This window comes from Pseudomonas sp. nanlin1 (assembly GCF_045571515.1).
GTDB lineage: Bacteria > Pseudomonadota > Gammaproteobacteria > Pseudomonadales > Pseudomonadaceae > Aquipseudomonas.
In genome coordinates this window covers 1,461,847-1,480,467 of record NZ_CP124218.1, presented here as the reverse complement: position 1 = coordinate 1,480,467, position 18,621 = coordinate 1,461,847, and the positions used below count along the sequence as shown (strand labels likewise).

Annotated in this window: 18 protein-coding genes and 2 pseudogenes; 8 read left to right on the top strand and 12 right to left on the bottom strand. The window is 61.8% G+C overall.

Going from position 1 to position 18,621, the window contains the following annotated elements:
- Window positions 1-40 precede the first annotated feature (40 nt).
- Together QCL65_RS06900 and QCL65_RS06895 are read left to right on the top strand one after the other, a co-directional pair.
- On the top strand, window positions 41-619 hold the full coding sequence (locus QCL65_RS06900; protein WP_407315504.1) for a PadR family transcriptional regulator: 579 nt from the start codon (window positions 41-43) through the stop codon (window positions 617-619).
- Window positions 616-1,395, top strand: coding sequence for a siderophore-interacting protein (locus QCL65_RS06895; RefSeq protein ID WP_407315503.1), 780 nt, complete (start codon window positions 616-618; stop codon window positions 1,393-1,395). Before QCL65_RS06900 ends, QCL65_RS06895 begins: the two co-directional genes overlap by 4 nt.
- A 3-nt stretch (window positions 1,396-1,398) precedes the next feature.
- On the opposite strand, the gene QCL65_RS06890 is transcribed toward QCL65_RS06895, so the two are convergent.
- The gene (locus QCL65_RS06890) at window positions 1,399-2,052 is read right to left on the bottom strand and encodes a Pr6Pr family membrane protein (protein WP_407315502.1); all 654 of its coding nucleotides are present in this window, start codon (window positions 2,050-2,052) and stop codon (window positions 1,399-1,401) included.
- Window positions 2,049-2,276 carry a VF530 family DNA-binding protein gene (locus QCL65_RS06885; protein ID WP_407315501.1) on the bottom strand — a complete coding sequence of 76 codons (228 nt, stop codon included), beginning with the start codon at window positions 2,274-2,276 and terminating at the stop codon, window positions 2,049-2,051. Before QCL65_RS06885 ends, QCL65_RS06890 begins: the two co-directional genes overlap by 4 nt.
- A gap of 182 nt (window positions 2,277-2,458) precedes the next feature.
- On the opposite strand from QCL65_RS06885, the gene QCL65_RS06880 reads away from it, so the two are divergent.
- Complete coding sequence (locus tag QCL65_RS06880; protein WP_407315500.1) at window positions 2,459-4,861, top strand: glucose/quinate/shikimate family membrane-bound PQQ-dependent dehydrogenase; 2,403 nt, start codon at window positions 2,459-2,461, stop codon at window positions 4,859-4,861.
- A gap of 128 nt (window positions 4,862-4,989) precedes the next feature.
- On the opposite strand, the gene QCL65_RS06875 is transcribed toward QCL65_RS06880, so the two are convergent.
- From QCL65_RS06875 to QCL65_RS06855, 5 genes and pseudogenes are all read right to left on the bottom strand, one after another.
- Window positions 4,990-5,412 carry a group 1 truncated hemoglobin gene (locus QCL65_RS06875; RefSeq protein ID WP_407315499.1) on the bottom strand — a complete coding sequence of 141 codons (423 nt, stop codon included), beginning with the start codon at window positions 5,410-5,412 and terminating at the stop codon, window positions 4,990-4,992.
- A 1-nt stretch (window position 5,413) separates the two neighbouring features.
- Window positions 5,414-6,283 carry a DUF3034 family protein gene (locus QCL65_RS06870; protein ID WP_407316723.1) on the bottom strand — a complete coding sequence of 290 codons (870 nt, stop codon included), beginning with the start codon at window positions 6,281-6,283 and terminating at the stop codon, window positions 5,414-5,416.
- A 5-nt stretch (window positions 6,284-6,288) separates the two neighbouring features.
- Window positions 6,289-7,911 (bottom strand): annotated as a pseudogene (locus QCL65_RS06865) (putative bifunctional diguanylate cyclase/phosphodiesterase); the annotation flags it as partial.
- A 104-nt stretch (window positions 7,912-8,015) separates the two neighbouring features.
- Window positions 8,016-8,649, bottom strand: a pseudogene (locus QCL65_RS06860) (cache domain-containing protein); the annotation flags it as partial.
- Window positions 8,633-9,316 carry a methylamine utilization protein gene (locus QCL65_RS06855; protein ID WP_407315497.1) on the bottom strand — a complete coding sequence of 228 codons (684 nt, stop codon included), beginning with the start codon at window positions 9,314-9,316 and terminating at the stop codon, window positions 8,633-8,635. The pseudogene QCL65_RS06860 and the gene QCL65_RS06855, both read right to left, overlap by 17 nt.
- 139 nt (window positions 9,317-9,455) lie before the next feature.
- Here QCL65_RS06855 and lon point away from each other — a divergent pair, with 139 nt between their 5' ends.
- The 5 genes from lon to nadE all read left to right on the top strand — a co-directional run bounded on the left by lon (window position 9,456) and on the right by nadE (window position 15,085).
- Window positions 9,456-11,855, top strand: a complete 2,400-nt coding sequence (gene lon / locus QCL65_RS06850; protein ID WP_407315496.1) for an endopeptidase La — start codon at window positions 9,456-9,458, stop codon at window positions 11,853-11,855.
- Window positions 11,856-11,955: 100 nt separating this feature from the next.
- Window positions 11,956-12,348 (top strand): protease inhibitor I42 family protein, encoded by a 393-nt coding sequence (locus QCL65_RS06845; protein ID WP_407315495.1) that lies wholly within the window; start codon window positions 11,956-11,958, stop codon window positions 12,346-12,348.
- Between the two features lie 109 nt (window positions 12,349-12,457).
- The gene (gene cmoA / locus QCL65_RS06840) at window positions 12,458-13,201 is read left to right on the top strand and encodes a carboxy-S-adenosyl-L-methionine synthase CmoA (RefSeq protein WP_407315494.1); all 744 of its coding nucleotides are present in this window, start codon (window positions 12,458-12,460) and stop codon (window positions 13,199-13,201) included.
- Entirely contained in the window at window positions 13,198-14,154 is a 957-nt protein-coding gene (gene cmoB, locus QCL65_RS06835; protein WP_407315493.1) for a tRNA 5-methoxyuridine(34)/uridine 5-oxyacetic acid(34) synthase CmoB, read from the top strand. The genes cmoA and cmoB overlap by 4 nt, the downstream gene beginning before the upstream one ends.
- 103 nt (window positions 14,155-14,257) lie before the next feature.
- Window positions 14,258-15,085 carry an ammonia-dependent NAD(+) synthetase gene (gene nadE, locus QCL65_RS06830; RefSeq protein WP_407315492.1) on the top strand — a complete coding sequence of 276 codons (828 nt, stop codon included), beginning with the start codon at window positions 14,258-14,260 and terminating at the stop codon, window positions 15,083-15,085.
- Window positions 15,086-15,103: 18 nt separating this feature from the next.
- Here nadE and pdxJ read toward each other — a convergent pair whose 3' ends face one another.
- From pdxJ to QCL65_RS06805, 5 genes are all read right to left on the bottom strand, one after another.
- Window positions 15,104-15,835 carry a pyridoxine 5'-phosphate synthase gene (gene pdxJ / locus QCL65_RS06825; RefSeq protein WP_407315491.1) on the bottom strand — a complete coding sequence of 244 codons (732 nt, stop codon included), beginning with the start codon at window positions 15,833-15,835 and terminating at the stop codon, window positions 15,104-15,106.
- 49 nt (window positions 15,836-15,884) lie between these two features.
- The gene (recO, locus tag QCL65_RS06820; RefSeq protein ID WP_407315490.1) at window positions 15,885-16,571 is read right to left on the bottom strand and encodes a DNA repair protein RecO; all 687 of its coding nucleotides are present in this window, start codon (window positions 16,569-16,571) and stop codon (window positions 15,885-15,887) included.
- 87 nt (window positions 16,572-16,658) lie between these two features.
- Window positions 16,659-17,561 carry a GTPase Era gene (gene era / locus QCL65_RS06815; protein ID WP_407315489.1) on the bottom strand — a complete coding sequence of 301 codons (903 nt, stop codon included), beginning with the start codon at window positions 17,559-17,561 and terminating at the stop codon, window positions 16,659-16,661.
- Entirely contained in the window at window positions 17,554-18,243 is a 690-nt protein-coding gene (gene rnc, locus QCL65_RS06810) for a ribonuclease III (protein WP_407315488.1), read from the bottom strand. The genes era and rnc overlap by 8 nt, the downstream gene beginning before the upstream one ends.
- Window positions 18,240-18,617 carry a DUF4845 domain-containing protein gene (locus QCL65_RS06805; protein WP_407315487.1) on the bottom strand — a complete coding sequence of 126 codons (378 nt, stop codon included), beginning with the start codon at window positions 18,615-18,617 and terminating at the stop codon, window positions 18,240-18,242. The genes rnc and QCL65_RS06805 overlap by 4 nt, the downstream gene beginning before the upstream one ends.
- Between the last annotated feature and the right edge of the window lie 4 nt (window positions 18,618-18,621).

Below are 18,621 nucleotides of genomic sequence, written 5' to 3'. Positions count from 1 at the left end.
ATATCTTACGGTATATCTAAACCCGCAAGAGACATCCCTCATGAAAGAACATCACCCTCCTCACCACCGCCCCCGGGAATTCGGCGATGGCCACGACGGCTTGGAAAAACGTCCGGGCCGCGAACGTGGCGGCCGCGGCCCCAGGGTCTTCGCCCCTGGCGATTTGAAATTATTGCTATTGGCCCTGATCGCCGAACAACCCTGCCACGGCTACGACCTGATCCGCCAGATTGAAGGCATGTTCGACGGCGCCTATAGCCCCAGCCCTGGTGTGATCTACCCGACCCTGACCTTTCTCGAAGAAAGCGAGATGATCCTGGGGGATGCCCAGGCTGGCAAAAAGCGCTACAGCGTGACGCACGCAGGCCAAGCGTCATTGACGGAACAGGCCGTTGCCCTGGAAGGCGTGCGCAACCGTATCGACGTCAGCAAGCGCTCATTGCGTGGGCATGAACGCCCCGCGCAAATCCACGAAGCGGTGCACAACGTACGCCATGCCCTGCAACTGCACCATGGCCGCTGGAACCCCGAGGAAATCACCCGGGTCAGCGACCTGCTCAACCAGACCGCCCGCGCTATTGTCGATGGCGCCAACCCGCCCGAGGAGGCAACAGCATGAACTCCGATAACCCGTATGGCATTCATCGCGTCATGCACGAGATCAAGCGTCGGCGTTTGCAGGTGCTGCGCGTCGAACAACTGACCCCCGGCATGCGCCGCATCACCCTGGGGGGTACGGAACTGGCCGGTTTCATCAGCCAGGGCAGCGACGACCACATCAAGCTGATGTTCGCCAGCACCCCCGAGCAACAGGCCACTCTGGAAAACATGCGCCTCGGTGCTTCCAATGAAGGCGAGGCGAAACCGGACATGCGCGACTACACGCCGCGCCGTATTGACTTGCAGGCCGGCGAGCTGGACATCGATTTCGTTTTGCATGGCGACGGCCCCGCCGCGACCTGGGCGGCCCAGGCCGAGCCCGGCCAGTTTTTGCACATGGGCGGCCCGCGCGGGTCAATGATCGTACCGGACGTGTTCGACCACTATTTGCTGATTGGCGACGAAACGGCCATCCCGGCGATTGCCCGGCGCCTGGAAGAATTGCCCGCGAACCGCCACGCCCGGGTGCTGATCGAAATTGCCAACGAACAGGAGCGCCAGCCACTGCAAAGTGCTGCTCAGGTGGAAGTCACCTGGGTGCTGCGCAACGGCGATGACCTACTGCACAGCGTTGAGCGCCTGACGCTCCCCGCCGGCCCCCTGTATGCCTGGGTGGCCACTGAAGCAGCGCTATCGCGGCGCTTGCGCAAGGTGCTGTTGGAGCACCATGGCCTGGATGACTCAGCGGTCAAAGCCGCCGGATATTGGCGCCACACGGACAGCGAAAGCGCATGACCCTCAAGCCTTGGCCGCACGCGCCAGGCGGCGGTCCAGCAAGACAAAGGCCGAGGCCACGGCGGCGAAGCCGAGCAAAATGGCACAGGCGTTGATCAGCACCTGGCCCCAGCCGAGTGCGTCCACATCGACGAAGGGGTACGGATACACCCCAATCACTTGGCCGCGCAGCATGATCCACAGAAAATACGCGAAGGGGTAGACCGCCCAGGCCAACACGTGCCACGCACGCAGATAGCCTTTGGGCACGCAGGCCCACCAATAGACGCCAAACACGACCGGTAGTATGTCGTGCAGGCATTCATTGGCGAGCCACTGCAGCCCCTGCGGCTGCCACACGTCGCGCAGTAACAGGCTGTAGGCGATGCCGACGACTGCAATGCTTGTGGCCACCCCGGCCACCGTCACAGGCTGGCGGAAGAAATCGCACAGTAGCGACCGACGCCGGCTCAGGGCACAGCTCAAGGTGGTCGCCACCGCCGTATTGGTGAGAATGGTGAAATAGCTGAAGAAATGCACCAGCCCGCCGACCAGGCTGGCCTGCTCTTGCCAGCGCACCCACAGCACCAGGTACAGCTGCAGTGCCAGAGCGCCCCAAGCAATGGCGGCGCTGGCTTGGGTGTAGAGCAACCAACGGGGTGAGAGCAAAGGTTTCAACTGCGCTTGCCACGCTGCAACTTCACATACAGGCGTTCGACTTTTTCCCGCGCCCAAGGGGTCTTGCGTAGAAAGGTCAGGCTGGATTTGATCGACGGATCACTTTTGAAACAGCGTATGTCAATCAGCTCGGCCAGGCCTTGCCACTGGTAGTGCGCAACCAGTGCGGTGAGGATTTGCTCAAGCGTGACGCCGTGCAGCGGGTCGTGGTTGGAGTCGTTCATGCCGTGCCCCTTGGCTGAAAAGTGCGCGCACCTTAGCTGAGCAGTCGCTGCTCGAAAAGCACTGAGGCTGAATATTGCGCTTACCACTGAAACTTATCGGCACCTGAAGCACCCTTAAACACACTGAGGCAGGAAACGTCCTACCTAGATTAAACAGCTTAAACACGATGGAGAAACGGATTATGGGCACTCATGGTGCTTGGCGCGGCGCGCGTTTGCTGCCGAGCTTACTTGGCCTGGTCATGCTACTGATGGGCTTGGCCTTGGTGGCCGGCGGCATCAAGTTGGTCACACTCGACGGCTCGCTTTACTACCTGTTGGCAGGCTTGGGCGTGGCGCTTACCGGCGTCCTGTTGCTGCTCGGCCGTGGCGCGGCGCTGGGGGTGTACGCCATCGTGTTACTGGCCAGCACCTTCTGGGCACTGTGGGAAGTCGGCCTGAGCTGGTGGGAACTGGTGCCGCGCCTGGCGCTGTGGTTCGCCTTGGGTATCGTTTTGCTCCTACCCTGGTGGCGCAAGCCCCTGTTGGCTAGCAAGCCTGCACCACTGGCCACCGGCACTTTGGGTGTCGCGGTGGTCCTGGCGGGTGTATGTGCACTGGCCAGCCAGTTCACCAACCCCGGTGAAATGCCCGGCGAGCTGCAGCGCGGCCAGGTGTCCGGCGCGCAAAATACCGCCCCGAAAATGCCCGACGGCGACTGGCAGTCCTATGGCCGCACGGCGTTCGGCGACCGCTATTCGCCCCTGGCCGAGATTACCCCGCAGAACGTCAGCCAGCTTACGCCCGCTTGGACCTTCCGCACTGGCGATATTCCAGGCCCGAACGATCCGGGTGAAACCACGGCGGAAAACACCCCGCTGAAGGTCAATGGCATGCTCTATGTCTGCACGCCCCACAGCCAAGTGATCGCCCTGGACCCAGATACCGGCAAGGAGATCTGGCGCTTCGACCCGAAACTCAGCACCCAGAACGCTGAGAACTTCAAGGGCTGGGCCCATATGACCTGCCGTGGCGTGTCTTATCACGACGAAGCCGCCTACGCCGCCGACGCCAGCCAGCAAAGCCCCGCTCCTACTGCCAGCGCCTGCCCTCGGCGCATCTTCCTGCCAACGGCCGATACCCGCCTGATCGCCCTCAACGCCGATACCGGCAAAATGTGTGAAGACTTCGGCAACAAAGGCCAGATCGACCTCACGGCGAATATCGGCAGTTTCGCAGCAGGTGGCTACTATTCCACCTCGCCGCCGGCGGTGACCCGCAATTTGGTGGTGATCGGCGGCCACGTGACCGATAACGTATCGGTCGATGAGCCATCTGGGGTGATCCGCGCCTATGACGTGCGCGATGGCCACTTGGTATGGAACTGGGACAGCGGTAACCCGGACGACACCGCCCCCATTGCCGCCGACAAGACCTACACACGCAACTCACCGAACATGTGGTCCATGTTCGCCGTGGACGAAAAACTGGGCATGCTGTACCTGCCCATGGGCAACCAGATGCCCGACCAATGGGGCGGCAACCGCACGCCCGAGTCGGAGAAGTACGCGTCAGGTGTCACCGCGCTGGACATCGACACCGGCCGCGTGCGCTGGACCCAGCAATTCACCCACCACGATCTGTGGGACATGGACGTCGGCGGCCAGCCAACCCTGATGGAGCTGAACACCGCCCAAGGCGTTAAGCCGGCGCTGTTGGCGTCGACCAAACAGGGCAGCATCTATGTGCTGGACCGCAGCACCGGTGAGCCCATCGTGCCTATCCACGAAACACCGGTTCCGCAAGGCGCGGTAGAAGGCGATTTCACCTCACTGACGCAACCGATGTCTGAGCTGAACATGATGCCGCCGACGCTGACGGAGCAGGACATGTGGGGCGTGACCCCGTTCGATCAGATGCTCTGCCGGATCAATTTCAAGTCGCTGCGCTACGAAGGTATCTACACGCCGCCGTCGCTGCAGGGCTCGATCGTCTACCCGGGTAACTTTGGGGTATTCGATTGGGGCGGTATCTCGGTCGACCCGGTTCGCCAGATCGCCTTGGTCAACCCTAACTACATGGCCTTCACTTCCAAGCTGGTACCCCGGGCCGAAGCCGATGCCGGGCCTGGCCGTAAAAGTGAGACCGAGGGGGTACAACCCAATAAAGGCGCACCTTATGGGGTGATTTTAGAGCCGATGCTGTCGCCGGTCGGCCTGCCTTGCCAGGCACCGGCTTGGGGTTACATGGCCGCCATCGACCTGACCACCCATAAGGTTATTTGGAAGCACAAGAACGGTACCGTGCGCGACAGCTCACCCGTGCCGTTGCCATTGACCATGGGCGTGCCGAGCCTGGGTGGCACCATTACCACCGCCAGCGGTGTAGGTTTCCTAAGCAGCACCTTGGACCAATACCTACGCGCCTATGACGTGAAAAACGGCAAGACTCTGTGGGAAGGCCGCCTGCCGGCCGGTGGGCAAACGACGCCAATGACCTACACCGGCAAAGATGGCCGCCAATATGTCCTGGTGATGGCCGGCGGACACGGTTCGCTGGGCACTCGCCAGGGGGATTACGTGATGGCCTTCGCGCTGCCCAAATAACGCTCGGCCGTAACGCGGAGCTCGGGGGCAAGACCCCCTCCTACGGTCGGCGGCTCGTAGGAGGGGGCTTGCCCCCGATCTTTCGCCCCCTACAAAAACAAATCCCCGAACACCCACGTGATGTCTGTTTATTTTTCGATGACCTCACCACGCTGCGCCGCCAGGCGCGCCAGGAAGCGGTTCTGTACCGGCACCGGCACCTGCTCGGCCTCCATGGCCTTGATCAGGTCTTCTACCAAAGCATTGAACTCACTGCGGGAAATGTTCTGCCCCTTATGGGCTTCGGCCATGCTGTCGCCCTTGTAAGTACAGGGGCCACCTGCCTCAGCGCAGAATTTGTCGATCAGGTGCTGGCGCAATAGCGCAATGTTCACATTGCGAAAATGCGCGACGATACGTGGGTCGCGGGCGACGTTGAGCAACATGCCTTCGACTATCCGGGTGATCCCGGCCTTTTGCCCAAGCCCCTGGTAAAGGCTATCGTCCACGGGTGGCCGGGAGGTGCTGCAGGCGCTGAGAAACAGCAGGGTTACGATGAGCAAGGCACGCATATCAGAAGGCCCCCTGGATAGACAGATACGTGCCGTTCTGGTGATCCAGCGTGGCGATTTCCCCCAGGCGGGCATACGCCAACACCACCGAGACATGCTTGTTCGGGAAGTAACCCAGAAACAGGTCGGCCCAATCGCTTTCACCGGCGAATGACAAATTGTCGGGTTTCTCCCGGTATTCCACACCCAACGCCCAGCGCGGGTTGAACAGCACGGCGACAGAACCTTCTTTAAGCACACTGCGGCGGTCACGGCGGTCGCCGCCAAAACCGAGCAAGCCCACTTCGTTGGCACGGCTGTAGCGCAGGTTGCCGTTGACCAGCAGGTTGTAACCAAAGGCGGCGCCCATGAACAAGCGGCTGGCTGCCAGGTAGCCCTCGACATCTTCGTCGCGCTGGGCGCCTACCAGGCTGGGGATCAGGAAGTCTTTCTGCCGTTTGTATTGCAGGCCGAGGGACACCTGCGGCAAGTTGTCGTAAATCAAATCGCCAAACAACCGCACCTTAAGGCCCAGTACATCCTGGCTGAGGCTGTCTTCAGGCAAGCCGAGTTTGTTCACTAACGAGCCGAGGTCGAGGCGTTGCCGGGCGTAGGAAACTTCCACGCGGTTGCCATAGCTGGCGGCCATGCCCACGGCGTCCAGGCGGTAGTCCGGTAACTCCACGCGGGTGGCGAACACCGTGGAGCCCCATTCGCCCTCCTCAGCGTAACCGGCCAGTACCGCCCAAGGGATGATGCCGCCCCCGGCGGCGCCTTCCACGCTGGTAGCCCCGCCCGTGGCCAGCAAACGACCGTTGTCGGCCTGTACAGCGGCAGTGCTGAGCACGGCCACGCTTGAGAGCGCCAGCAAAAGACTGCGCTTAGAAAGCATCGCCATCAGTGCACCTGTACCGAATGGTTTACCAAGGGTTGTTTGATCCAGGCCTCGAAGGCCAATGCGGTCAAGGGCCGGCTGATCAAGTAGCCCTGCGCCGTGTCGCAGTGCCAACTTTCCAGCAGGCGCAAGCTATGGGCATACTCGACGCCCTCAGCGACCACTTTGAGCCCCAGGTTGTGGCTCATTTCGATGGTGGAACGCACGATCACCGCGTCTTCGCTGGTTTCATCCAAGTCCCGCACGAAGGACTGGTCGATCTTCAACTCCTGCACCGGCAGGCGCTTAAGGTGGGCAAGCGACGAGTAGCCGGTGCCGAAATCGTCCACTGACAGGCTGATGCCGCAGTCGCGCAAATTATTCAGTACCTTGAGTGCCGCCTCGGGCTCGCGCATCACCGCGCTCTCGGTAATCTCGAAAATCAACTGAGCCGCGCTCACTTGGTAGTGGCGCAATAAGCGCATGACCTTTTCCACCAACTCGTGACCCAGCAGGTCGTCGGCAGAAATGTTCAGCGACAACTGCACGAACAGGCCGCGTCGGCTCCACTCGCTGAGCTGGCGAATACCCTCTTCGATCACCCAGCGGGTGAGGATTTGAATGCTGCCCGTGCGCTCGGCCAGTTCGATGAATTCCCCCGGTGAGATACTGCCCAGTTGTGGGTGCATCCAACGCAGAAGGGCTTCGGCCTGGGTGACCTGGTGATTGCGGATGTCCAGTTTGGGTTGGTAGTGCAACGACAATTCACCATTCACGGCGGCATGGCGCAGGTCTCGGATCAAGCGGATCTGCCGTTGATGGGCCAGGTCGCGCCCATCCTGGTAAACCTGCAAGCGCCCCGGCAGCGCGGCGGCGTCGCGGCTGGTAATCGCCGCGCGCTCGAGCAACTGTTCGCCGGTCAAGCCGTGCTCGGGGTAAGCGGCGATGCCGAAGCGGCAATCCAGGGCTACGTCGTGGCCATTGACCCGCTGGGGCTTGAGCAAGATGTGCTGAATGCGGTCGGCCAGGGCCACGGCGGTGTCACTGGCGACGTTTTCGAGCAAGACCAGAAATTCGTTAGCCACCAAGTGCGCCACGGTATCGCCCGGGCGCAGCTGGCGCAGCAGGCTCTGGCCGATGTGTTGAAGCATTTTGTCGATAAAGTCCGGACCACCGTTTTCGTTATAGGCCCCCAGGTTATCGATGGTTACATACACCAGCGCCATTGGCCGTTCGGCCGCAATGGCACTGCCGAGCCGCTCCATGGCCAGAGCCCGGTTGGGCAAGCCGGTAAGGCGGTCGTGCAGCGCGTTGTGGGCCAACTGGCTTTCGCGTTGAGCGATACCCGACTGCATGGAGTTTATCGCCCGGGCCAACACCCCTAGCTCGTCGCTGCGCTCTAGCAGGACGGGGGTCTGGTAGTCACCCTGGCCGATCCGCCCGGCCGCTTCGGCGAGCATCTGCACCGGCTGCGACACACTACGGGCCAGCAACAATGCACCAACTAACGACGCCAGCAATGCCGCCAGGGCAATGCCGAAAATGGTTCGATCCAGCCCCACAAACGCGTGCAGCGCTTCGTCCAAGGGGCTTTGCAGTAAGGCGATCACCTGGGCGCCGCCATTGTCCGCAGAACTGGCCAGTTGCACGGTACGACTGAGGTAAGCGGCGCCGCCCAGTTGGGCCAGGGATACGGGGCTGGCGAGGTTATTGGGGTCGAGCATCCATTGGGTCAGGCTAGGAAACAGCTCCGCCGGTTGGGTGCTGACCAACTGCCCCGGTTGCTGGTCTTGGACCGAAAGGAACGACACCTGCAAGTTGGTCAGCGTACGCAATTCCTGGGCGAGCAGCTCGTCCATGCTGAAGCCCATCACCACCCGCGCAATGGGCAACGGTGCCATGACCGAAGCTTCCACCAACAAATGCGGGCGGCCTTCGAAGGGCACGATCAACATCGACTGGTTTTTCCGCCGGCTCTCGCGCATGGCCCGGTCGTAGGGGAACGCGCTGCCCGCCGTCACGCTGGCGACCGTACTGGCCATGACCGTGCCGTCCATGCCCAGCAGAAACATATCGCTGGCACCAATGCGCGCACCGTGGTTCAGCAGGGCCGAGCGAATGGTTTCAGAGTCACCACTGGCCACCGCATCGCGAAAACCGAAATCCGCCGACAACAACTGCACGCCGTCGCGCAGGCGTTTGCCGCGAAAATCCAAAAGCCGTTCGAACACCCGGGCGCCCACTTGCAACTGCTCGCTGGCCTGGGCGCGCACAGCATCGCCGGTGGCGAACTTAACAGCCACGGTCAGCGCCAGTATCACCACCAACAGCAGTAACACCAAGACGCAGGCAATGCGTGCCTGGAAGCTACTTCGCAGTTTCACTGGCGGCCTCGTCGAACGCCGCACTGAACGCACTGTGCGCAGGCTCCGCAACCCCTTCGGCCGGGGCCTGGCTGACGGTCAACTTCACCTGCCGTTGCTGCGCGGCGTCACTGACGCTCAGCGGCTCGCCAGCCATGGGCTGCATGTCGGCGCTGCGCGGGTGCCAGAAGGTGGTGGTGAACTGGCCATTGGGCAGGCGGCTGAAATCCACTCGGCCATTGGCATCGCTGACCGCGAACCACGGGTCATTGGTGACATAGATATAACCGAGCATCCAATCGTGGATGTTGCAGCCGAGCACCACCACCCCAGGCTTGTCGAACAACTCAGGCTCGGTGGGGGTGCCTTCGTACAGACGCAATTCGAAACGTTTTGGCGCGGAAAACGAATACACCTGATGACGGATATTGTCCCGATTGGGGAAGGTCACCCGGGTGCCCGTACGAACCGCCAGCACCTGGGGCGCGAATTGCTGGCGCACCTGGTCCATGCTCGCGGTACCTGGCTGGTCGGCACCCTGGGCCGGGCCCTGGAGCGTCACCACCGCATTGGCCAGGGGTTGGCCCAACTGGTCGGTGACTTGAAATTGCACGGGCCCCGCCAGGGCCCCGGCGCTGAGCGTCAAAGCAAGCGCGCCCACCACGCGACAGGCAAAAATTTTCAACATGCAAACACCACATCCCTTCCTGAGAGCAAGCATCGGTCTTGCTCAGGTTATCGTCCGTATTCAGTAAAGCTGGAGGTGCCATTGAAACCCTTACGCGTACGCCCCATCTAACCACCATAGTCAATAACGCAGGTGCCACATGAGCGACCAGCAAGAACACAGCGACAACGAGCACATCGAGCACTCCAGCCATTCCAGTACCGAGCTGGCCCTGCCGGGGCAGAACCTGCCTGACAAGGTCTACGTGATCCCCATCCATAATCGGCCGTTCTTCCCCGCGCAAGTGTTGCCGGTGATCGTCAACGAAGAGCCTTGGGCGGAGACCCTCGACCTGGTGGCCAAGGAGCCGCACCACTCGCTGGCGCTGTTCTTTATGGACTCGCCCCAGGAAGACCCGCGCCACTTCGACACCTCGGCCCTTCCGCTGTATGGCACGCTGGTCAAAATCCACCACGCCAGCCGCGAAAACGGCAAACTGCAATTCGTGGCCCAGGGCCTCTCCCGTGTGCGCATCCGCACCTGGCTCAAGCACCATCGCCCGCCTTATCTGGTAGAAGTGGAATACCCGCATCAGCCCACCGAGCCTACCGATGAGGTCAAGGCGTACGGTATGGCCCTGATCAATGCGATCAAAGAGCTACTGCCGCTGAACCCGCTGTACAGCGAAGAGTTGAAAAACTATTTAAACCGCTTCAGCCCCAACGACCCTTCACCTTTGACCGACTTCGCCGCGGCGTTGACTTCGGCCACCGGTGTCGAGCTGCAACAGGTGCTCGATTGCGTGCCCATGCTCAAACGCATGGAAAAAGTATTGCCCATGTTGCGCAAGGAAGTTGAAGTCGCGCGGCTGCAAAAGGAGATCTCCGCAGAGGTGAACCGCCAGATCGGCGAGCACCAGCGCGAATTCTTCCTCAAAGAGCAGCTCAAGGTCATCCAACAGGAATTGGGGCTGACCAAAGACGACCGCAGCGCTGATATCGAGCAGTTCCAGCAACGCTTGGAAAACAAAACCCTGCCCGCCCCCGCGCAAAAGCGTATCGATGAGGAAATGCAAAAACTCTCGATCCTGGAAACCGGCTCACCGGAATACGCGGTCACGCGCAACTACCTCGACTGGGCCACTGCGCTGCCATGGGGCGTGTTCGGTAAAGACAAACTCGACCTCAAGCACGCGCGTAAGGTGCTCGACCAGCACCACGCGGGGCTGGACGATATCAAGACGCGCATCATCGAATTCCTCGCAGTGGGCGCTTACAAGGGCGAAATCAGCGGTTCTATCGTGCTGCTGGTGGGACCGCCAGGGGTGGGTAAAACCAGCGTCGGCAAGTCCATCGCCGAATCCCTGGGCAGGCCGTTCTACCGCTTCAGCGTAGGCGGTATGCGCGACGAGGCAGAGATCAAAGGCCACCGCCGGACCTACATCGGCGCGCAGCCGGGCAAATTGGTGCAGGCGCTCAAAGACGTCGAAGTCATGAACCCGGTGATCATGCTCGATGAGATCGACAAGATGGGCCAGAGCTTCCAAGGTGATCCGGCCTCGGCGCTGCTGGAAACCCTGGACCCGGAACAGAACGTCGACTTCCTCGACCATTATCTGGACCTGCGCCTGGACCTTTCCAAAGTGTTGTTCGTGTGCACCGCCAACACCCTGGATTCGATCCCCGGCCCGCTGTTGGACCGTATGGAAGTGATTCGCCTGTCGGGCTATATCACCGAAGAGAAGATGGCCATCGCCAAGCGCCACCTCTGGCCGAAACAACTGGCCAAGGCGGGCGTGGACAAAAACCGCTTGAGCATCACCGACGGCGCCCTGCGCAGCGTCATCGACGGCTATGCCCGCGAAGCCGGTGTGCGGCAATTGGAAAAACAATTGGGCAAACTGGTGCGCAAAGCCGTGGTGCATCTGATCGACAACCCCGACAAGCCGATCAAGCTGGGCAATAAGGACCTGGAGGCCTCCCTGGGCATGCCGGTGTTCCGCAGCGAGCAGGTGCTCTCGGGCAAAGGGGTCATTACCGGCCTGGCCTGGACCAGCATGGGCGGTGCGACCCTGCCGATCGAAGCGACCCGCATTCACACGCTCAACCGCGGTTTCAAGCTGACCGGCCAGTTGGGCGAAGTGATGAAGGAGTCGGCAGAGATTGCCTACAGCTACGTCAGCGCCAACCTCAAGCAGTTCGGGGCCGACGCCGCTTTCTTCGATGAAGCGTTCGTGCACCTCCACGTGCCTGAAGGGGCCACCCCCAAGGACGGCCCCAGCGCCGGGGTGACCATGGCCAGTGCCTTGTTGTCCCTGGCCCGCGACCAAGCGCCGAAAAAAGGCGTCGCCATGACCGGCGAGCTGACCTTAACCGGCCACGTACTGCCCATCGGTGGGGTGCGGGAAAAAGTGATCGCGGCGCGGCGGCAGAAGATCTTCGAGTTGATCCTGCCAGAACCCAACCGCGGCAGTTTCGACGAGCTGCCGGACTACCTCAAAGAGGGCATGACCGTACACTTCGCCAAGCGCTTTGCCGACGTAGCGAAGATACTTTTCTGACCCTCGTTTGACTGCATGGCCGTCCCTCGGCCATGCAGGTGCGTGGCGTCACGGCCATCTTCGGTTATGCTGAGGCGATTGCCGTTCGTCTGGAGTCACCATGACCGCCTACCGCCCCCTCGTTGTCCTGAGTTTCGCCTTGCTGGCCGCTTGCTCCAGTCAACCGCGCCACAGCGTGACCCTGGAAAAGCAGGCTCAATGCCCCGTGCGCCTGAACGTAGGCCAGAGCATCACCCTGATTCTGCCCAGCACGCCCACCACCGGTTACCGCTGGCAGGTGCGGGAGCCGGCAGGCAACGTACTGCGCAGCCTGGGCCCGGAGGTCTACAGCAACCCGGAAGATGCAGGCGTAGTGGGCGCTGCGGGGCAATCGGTATGGCGCTTCAGGGCGCAAACGGCCGGGCAAGGCAAATTGCTGTTGGTGCTGCAACAACCCTGGGCCCTAGAGGTGAAACCAGTGGAAACCTTTGAGTGTGCGGTCGAGGTGGATTGAGAGAAACACCTGCAGGCGTGCCGCCTGGCGGTTCAGCGGGTGCTTTTACAGGCTCAAGCCTATCCGCTAAAATGCGCGCCCCGCGTCGCCGTCAACCCTGGACCCACCCGTGAGACAACCCCCCGACCGCTTGTTCGCCCAGCCCTTGGCCGAGGTGCCTGATTTCGCCTTCAATGAAGACGTGGCTCGGGTCTTCCCCGATATGATCAAGCGCTCCGTGCCGGGTTACCCGACCATCGTCGAAAACCTCGGGGTACTGGCCGCCCAGTTCGCGCAGCCGCACACCACCCTGTATGACCTGGGCAGCTCGTTAGGCGCAGTGACCCAAGCGCTACGCCGCCATGTGCGCAGCGAAGGCTGCGACGTGGTAGCGGTGGACAACGCTCAGGCCATGGTCGAACGCTGCCGCGAGTACCTCAACGCACAGAATTCCATGTTTCAGGAGTTATTGCCGGTGCAGGTCGTGGAAGGCGATATTCTCAAGCTGAACTTCAAGCCCGCCTCGGTGGTGGCGCTGAACTTCACCCTGCAGTTCATCGCGCCCGAGCAACGCCTGGCCCTGCTGACTCGCATCCGCCAAGCACTGGTGCCGGGGGGCGCGCTGATTCTGTCCGAGAAATTGCGCTTCGAACAGGCTGGCGATCAGGCGTTACTGACTGACCTGCACATCGCCTTCAAGCGCGCCAATGGCTACAGCGACCTGGAAATCGCGCAAAAGCGCAGCGCCATCGAGAACGTGATGAAGCCCGACAGCCTGACGGAGCACCGCGAACGGCTATTGGCCGCTGGCTTCAGCCAGGTGGTGCCGTGGTTCCAATGCCTGAATTTTGCGTCGATGATTGCCCTGCCATGATCGACCTGAGCCCCCTGGCCCGCCGCCTGGCGGACACCCCTTTGGCTGACTGGGCCAACGGTTTGCAAGCGCAGCTGGACCGCAAGATGGCCAAGGGTCATGGTGACCTGGCCCGTTGGCAGAGCGCCCTGGACGCCCTCCCCGCCCTGCAACCCAGCGAGGTCGACCTCAGCGCCGGCCTGCGCCTGGACTGCCCAGCCGACGCCGCCACGCGCCAACGCCTGCACGATGCCTTGATGGGCTTGTCGCCCTGGCGCAAAGGCCCGTTCGACCTGTTCGGCGTGCACGTCGACACCGAATGGCGCTCGGACTGGAAATGGGCGCGGGTGGCGCCCCACCTCAACTTACACGGCAAGCGCGTGCTGGATGTCGGTTGCGGCAACGGCTATTACCAGTGGCGAATGCTCGGGGCCGGGGCCGACTGCGTGATTGGCGTCGACCCCAACTGGCTGTTCTTCTGCCAGTTTCAGGCGGTACAACGCTACCTGCCGCAGTTGCCTGCCTGGCATCTGCCGTTCGCCCTGGAAGACCTGCCGCCTAACCTGGAAGGCTTCGACACGGTGTTTTCCATGGGCGTGTTCTACCACCGGCGCTCGCCCATCGAGCACCTGCTGGCCCTCAAGGACTGCCTGGTCAAAGGCGGCGAACTGGTGCTAGAGACCTTGGTCATAGAGGGCGATGTCAACCAGGTGCTGGTGCCCGAGGACCGCTACGCGCAGATGCGTAATGTGTGGTACCTGCCCTCGGTGCCAGCCCTAGAGCGCTGGCTGCGGCGCGCCGGGTTTAGCGACGTCACCTGCGTGGACGTCAGCGTGACCACGCTGGACGAACAGCGCAGCACCCCGTGGATGCGCTACCAGTCGCTCGCGGACTTCCTCGACCCGAACGACCCCAGCAAGACCGTCGAAGGCCTGCCCGCGCCGATGCGCGCGGTGATCAAAGCGCGGAAATAGCCGGCCAACGCGGCACAGCACCGGGCAAACATTGTAAGCTTGCCTCTCGCAACCAGGGCCCCGCAACGCCGCGCCTGAATATCTTGAACATGAGGAGTTCGCCATGAGCAATCGTCAAGCTGAAATCGCCAAGGCTTTAGGCGTGGTGCCACCGTTTGCAGACACTGCCGCCTTGAGCGCTGAAGTCGAACGGCGCAAGGCGTTTATCAAGCAATGCCTGCACAACGCCGGGGTCAAGGTGCTGGTGCTGGGCATCAGCGGGGGCGTCGACTCCCTGACTGCCGGGCGCCTGGCGCAACTGACCGTTGAAGAGCTCAGGGCAGAAACCGGCGACCAGGGCTATCAATTCATCGCCGTGCGCCTGCCCTACAACGTACAGCACGATGAAGCCGATGCCGCGGCGTCCATGGCGTTTATCCGCGCCGACGTAGAAGACACCGTCAATATTGCCGGTGCGGTATCAGGCTTGTCCGAGCAGGTCGCGCACCTGCATGGCCTCACCGACGCCCGCCGTGACTTCGTGATAGGCAACGCCAAAGCACGAATCCGCATGGTTGCGCAGTACACCATCGCCAATGCCAACAACGGCCTGGTGATCGGCACTGACCACGCCGCCGAAGCAGTGATGGGCTTCTTCACCAAGTTCGGCGACGGTGCCTGCGACCTGGCGCCCCTCAGTGGCCTGGTCAAAGGCCAGGTTCGCAGCATCGCCGAGCACCTAGGCGCGCCGCAGAAGCTGGTGGCCAAGGTGCCCACGGCCGACCTCGAAGAGCTGCGCCCTGGCAAGCCCGATGAAGACGCCCATGGGGTGACCTACGCGCAAATCGATGCCTTTCTGCAGGGCGAAGCGGTTAGCCCTGAGGCTTACGACATTATTGTCAGCACCTACGACAAGACCCAGCACAAACGCGACCTGCCGTTCGTGCCTTGAGGCCTCGGCAGACGGGCCTTAGCGGGTAATCAAAGCCTTCATTTCGGCCACGGCCGCCTTGAAGCCAACGAACAAGGCATGGGCCACCAATGCGTGGCCGATGTTCAGTTCGTTGATGCCCTTGATGGCAGCCACCGCCTCGACGTTGTGGTAATGCAAGCCATGGCCAGCATTGACGATCAACCCTTGCCCCAGGCCAAAGCTGACGCCATCGATGATGCGCTGTAGCTCGTCGGCCACCTCAGAGGGGGTTTGCGCATCGGCATAGCGGCCGGTGTGCAGTTCGATGGCTGGGGCGCCTACGCGCTGAGACGCGGCGATTTGCCGCTCATCGGCGTCGATGAACAGCGATACCTCACAGCCGGCCTGACTCAGACGTTGCACGGCCGCGCGGATGCGCTCTTCCTGCCCTGCTACGTCTAGACCACCCTCGGTGGTCAACTCCTGGCGAGTCTCCGGCACCAGGCAAACGTGCGCCGGGCGCAGCCGTTCGGCGTAGGCCAGCATGGCCTCGGTAACGCCCATCTCGAAGTTCATGCGCGTCTGCAGCACCTGTTTGAGCAGTTCCACGTCGCGCTCCTGGATATGCCGGCGATCCTCGCGCAGGTGCACGGTGATGCCGTCGGCGCCCGCTTCCTCGGCGTCCAGCGCGGCCTTGACCGGGTCGGGGTAGCGCGTACCACGGGCCTGGCGCAAAGTGGCCACATGATCGATATTGACGCCAAGAAGGATGCGATTGCTGGTGGTCACGGAAACGGTCCCCGAAGTGAATGCGAGTGAAGGCTGACAGGATACTCGCTCAAGGCTTGCGAAACAGCTCGCGGCTCACCAACGGCTTGCCGCCCAGGTGCACAGCCAGTGCCTGGCGCATCAAGCGTTTGGCGGCGGCCAGGGCGCCTACCGTCGACCAGTCGGCCTCGGCCATGGCTAATAGTTCAGTGCCGTGGAATAAACCGGGCTGAATCAGTTCGACTCGCTCCAAACCAGCGTCCACCTGCAGACGATAGCGGCCATCTGCGGCGATCGGCTCGCCGTGGATGTCCTCGGACAGGGCAAAGCCGTAGCCCAGGGCATCCAACAAGCGCCACTCGAATGATCGCAGCAGCGGCTCCAGCGGGCGCCCTGCCGCCAGCGCCACCAGGGTGGCCGCGTAGTGCTCGAAAACTTGTGGGTGGGGGTCTTCGGCGGCGAGCAGGCGAATCAACAGCTCATTGAGGTAAAGCCCACTGAACAAGGCGTCACCGACCAGCCAGGTGGCGACGCCGGCGCTTTCCATACGGCCGACGTTCTTCAGCTCACCGCGCCCGCGGAACTCCACTTCCAGCGGTACGAATGGCCGGGCCAGGGTGCCGGCCTTGCCCCGGGCGCTGCGCAGAACTGCCCGCAATCGCCCTTGGGGCGTGAGGAAGTCCACCAAGGCGCTGCTTTCTCGGTACGCCCGCGAGTGCAGCACATAAGCCGGCTGAGCCAGGTCGAGGGGTGGCATGGCGGTATGCGTCCGTGAGTTTGGTTTAAAACGAATCGGGGGCAAGCGGTACGCCGCTTGCCCCCGATCTTCCCGCCCTGCCCGGCGTTACTGGTCGTTGTAGCCCAGTGAGCGCAGCGCGCGCTCGTCGTCGGACCAGCCACCTTTGACCTTGACCCACAAGTTGAGCATAACCTTGGAGTCGAACAGCAGCTCCATGTCTTTGCGCGCCTCGGTGCCGATACGCTTGATGCGCTCGCCTTTGTCGCCAATGATGATTTTCTTCTGGCCGTCGCGCTCGACCAGGATCAGGGCGTGGATATGCAGGGTTTTGCCCTGCTGCTTGAACTCTTCGATCTCGACCGTGATCTGGTAAGGCAGCTCGGCCCCCAACTGGCGCATGATCTTCTCGCGCACCAGCTCAGCGGCGAGAAAACGGCTGCTGCGGTCGGTGATCTGGTCTTCCGGGAAAAAGTGCTCGTTTTCCGGAAGTTCGCGGGCGATCACCCCCTCCAGGGCGTCCAGGTTATGCCCGTGCTGGGCAGAGATGGGCACGATCTCGGCGTTTGGCAGTTGCTCCTGCAACCAGGCCAGGTGCGGCATCAGCTCGGCTTTGTCTTCGATGCGATCGGTCTTGTTGATCGCCAGAATCACCGGGCCTTGGACGTACTGAACGCGTTCGAGCACCAGTTGGTCTTCGTCGGTCCACTTGGTGCGGTCCACCACGAAGATCACCACGTCGACGTCCTTCAGGGCTGCCGAAGCGGTTTTGTTCATGTAGCGGTTGAGCGCTTTTTCGTTGCTCTTGTGCATACCAGGGGTATCGACGTAGATCGCCTGGATATCGCCCTCGGTCTTGATACCCAACATGTTGTGGCGGGTGGTCTGCGGTTTACGCGAAGTGATTGCCAGCTTCTGCCCGAGGATGTGGTTCAACAGCGTCGATTTGCCGACGTTGGGGCGGCCGACGATGGCCACATAGCCACAGCGGGTAACAGGTGTATCAGTCATTGCCATTCTCCACGCCCAGGGCGATCAAGGCAGCCGCGGCTGCCACTTGCTCGGCGATACGTCGACTGACGCCCTGGCCTCGGCTTTTTTCGTTCAGCAGGGTCACTTCGCATTCGACGAAAAACTTTCGGCAATGCGGGTTTCCCTGGATATCCACCACTTCGTAACGGGGCAAATCGCAGCTACGCGACTGCAAGTATTCTTGTAGGCGGGTCTTGGGGTCTTTGTTGGTGTCCACCAGGCTGACGCTTTCGAACTCGGTGGTCAGCCAGGCGAGCACGCGCTCGCGCGCTGCATCCATGCCCGCATCCAGGTAGATCGCGCCGATCAGCGCTTCCAGGGCGTCGGCGAGGATCGACTCACGGCGAAAACCGCCGCTCTTCAACTCACCTGAGCCCAGGCGCAGGTAGTCACCCAACTCGAAGCCCCGGGCCAGCAAGGCCAGGGTCTCGCCCTTGACCAGGCGCGCACGCAAGCGCGACAACTGCCCCTCACGGGCCAGCGGGAAGCGATCGAACAGAGCCTCACCGGCGACGAAGTTGAGAATGGCATCACCGAGGAACTCCAGGCGTTCGTTGTTGCGCCCGGCGAAACTACGGTGGGTAAGGGCCAACAGCATTAGCTCCTGGTCCTTAAAGGTATAGCCGAGCTGACGCTCGAGGCGGCTTAAAGAAACACTCACGGTTTACGCACACTGATTTCATCGTCGAATTTCGCCACCACATCCAGGTTGAGGATCAGTGGCTCACGCTTTTCATACTTGAGGCGGGCTTTGAACACATCACCCTCCACGGTCACACTTAACGCTTTGTTCAAATCCAGATCCCGCATATTGTTGACCTGCATGCCGGCCGCGACATGGCTATAGAATTCAGCCACGCTCTGGGGCCCCGCCGCACCGTCTTTGCCGGCAGACTGCACCAGGCGCTTGAGGGTGTAGTGGTCGTAATAATGGGGGCCGACTTTCAAGCCCGTACTGACCACAAACGCCAGAAACGCCAAGCCGAGCAATGTGCCCAGCAGCGATAGGCCCTGCTGTGATGCCCTGACGTGCATGCCC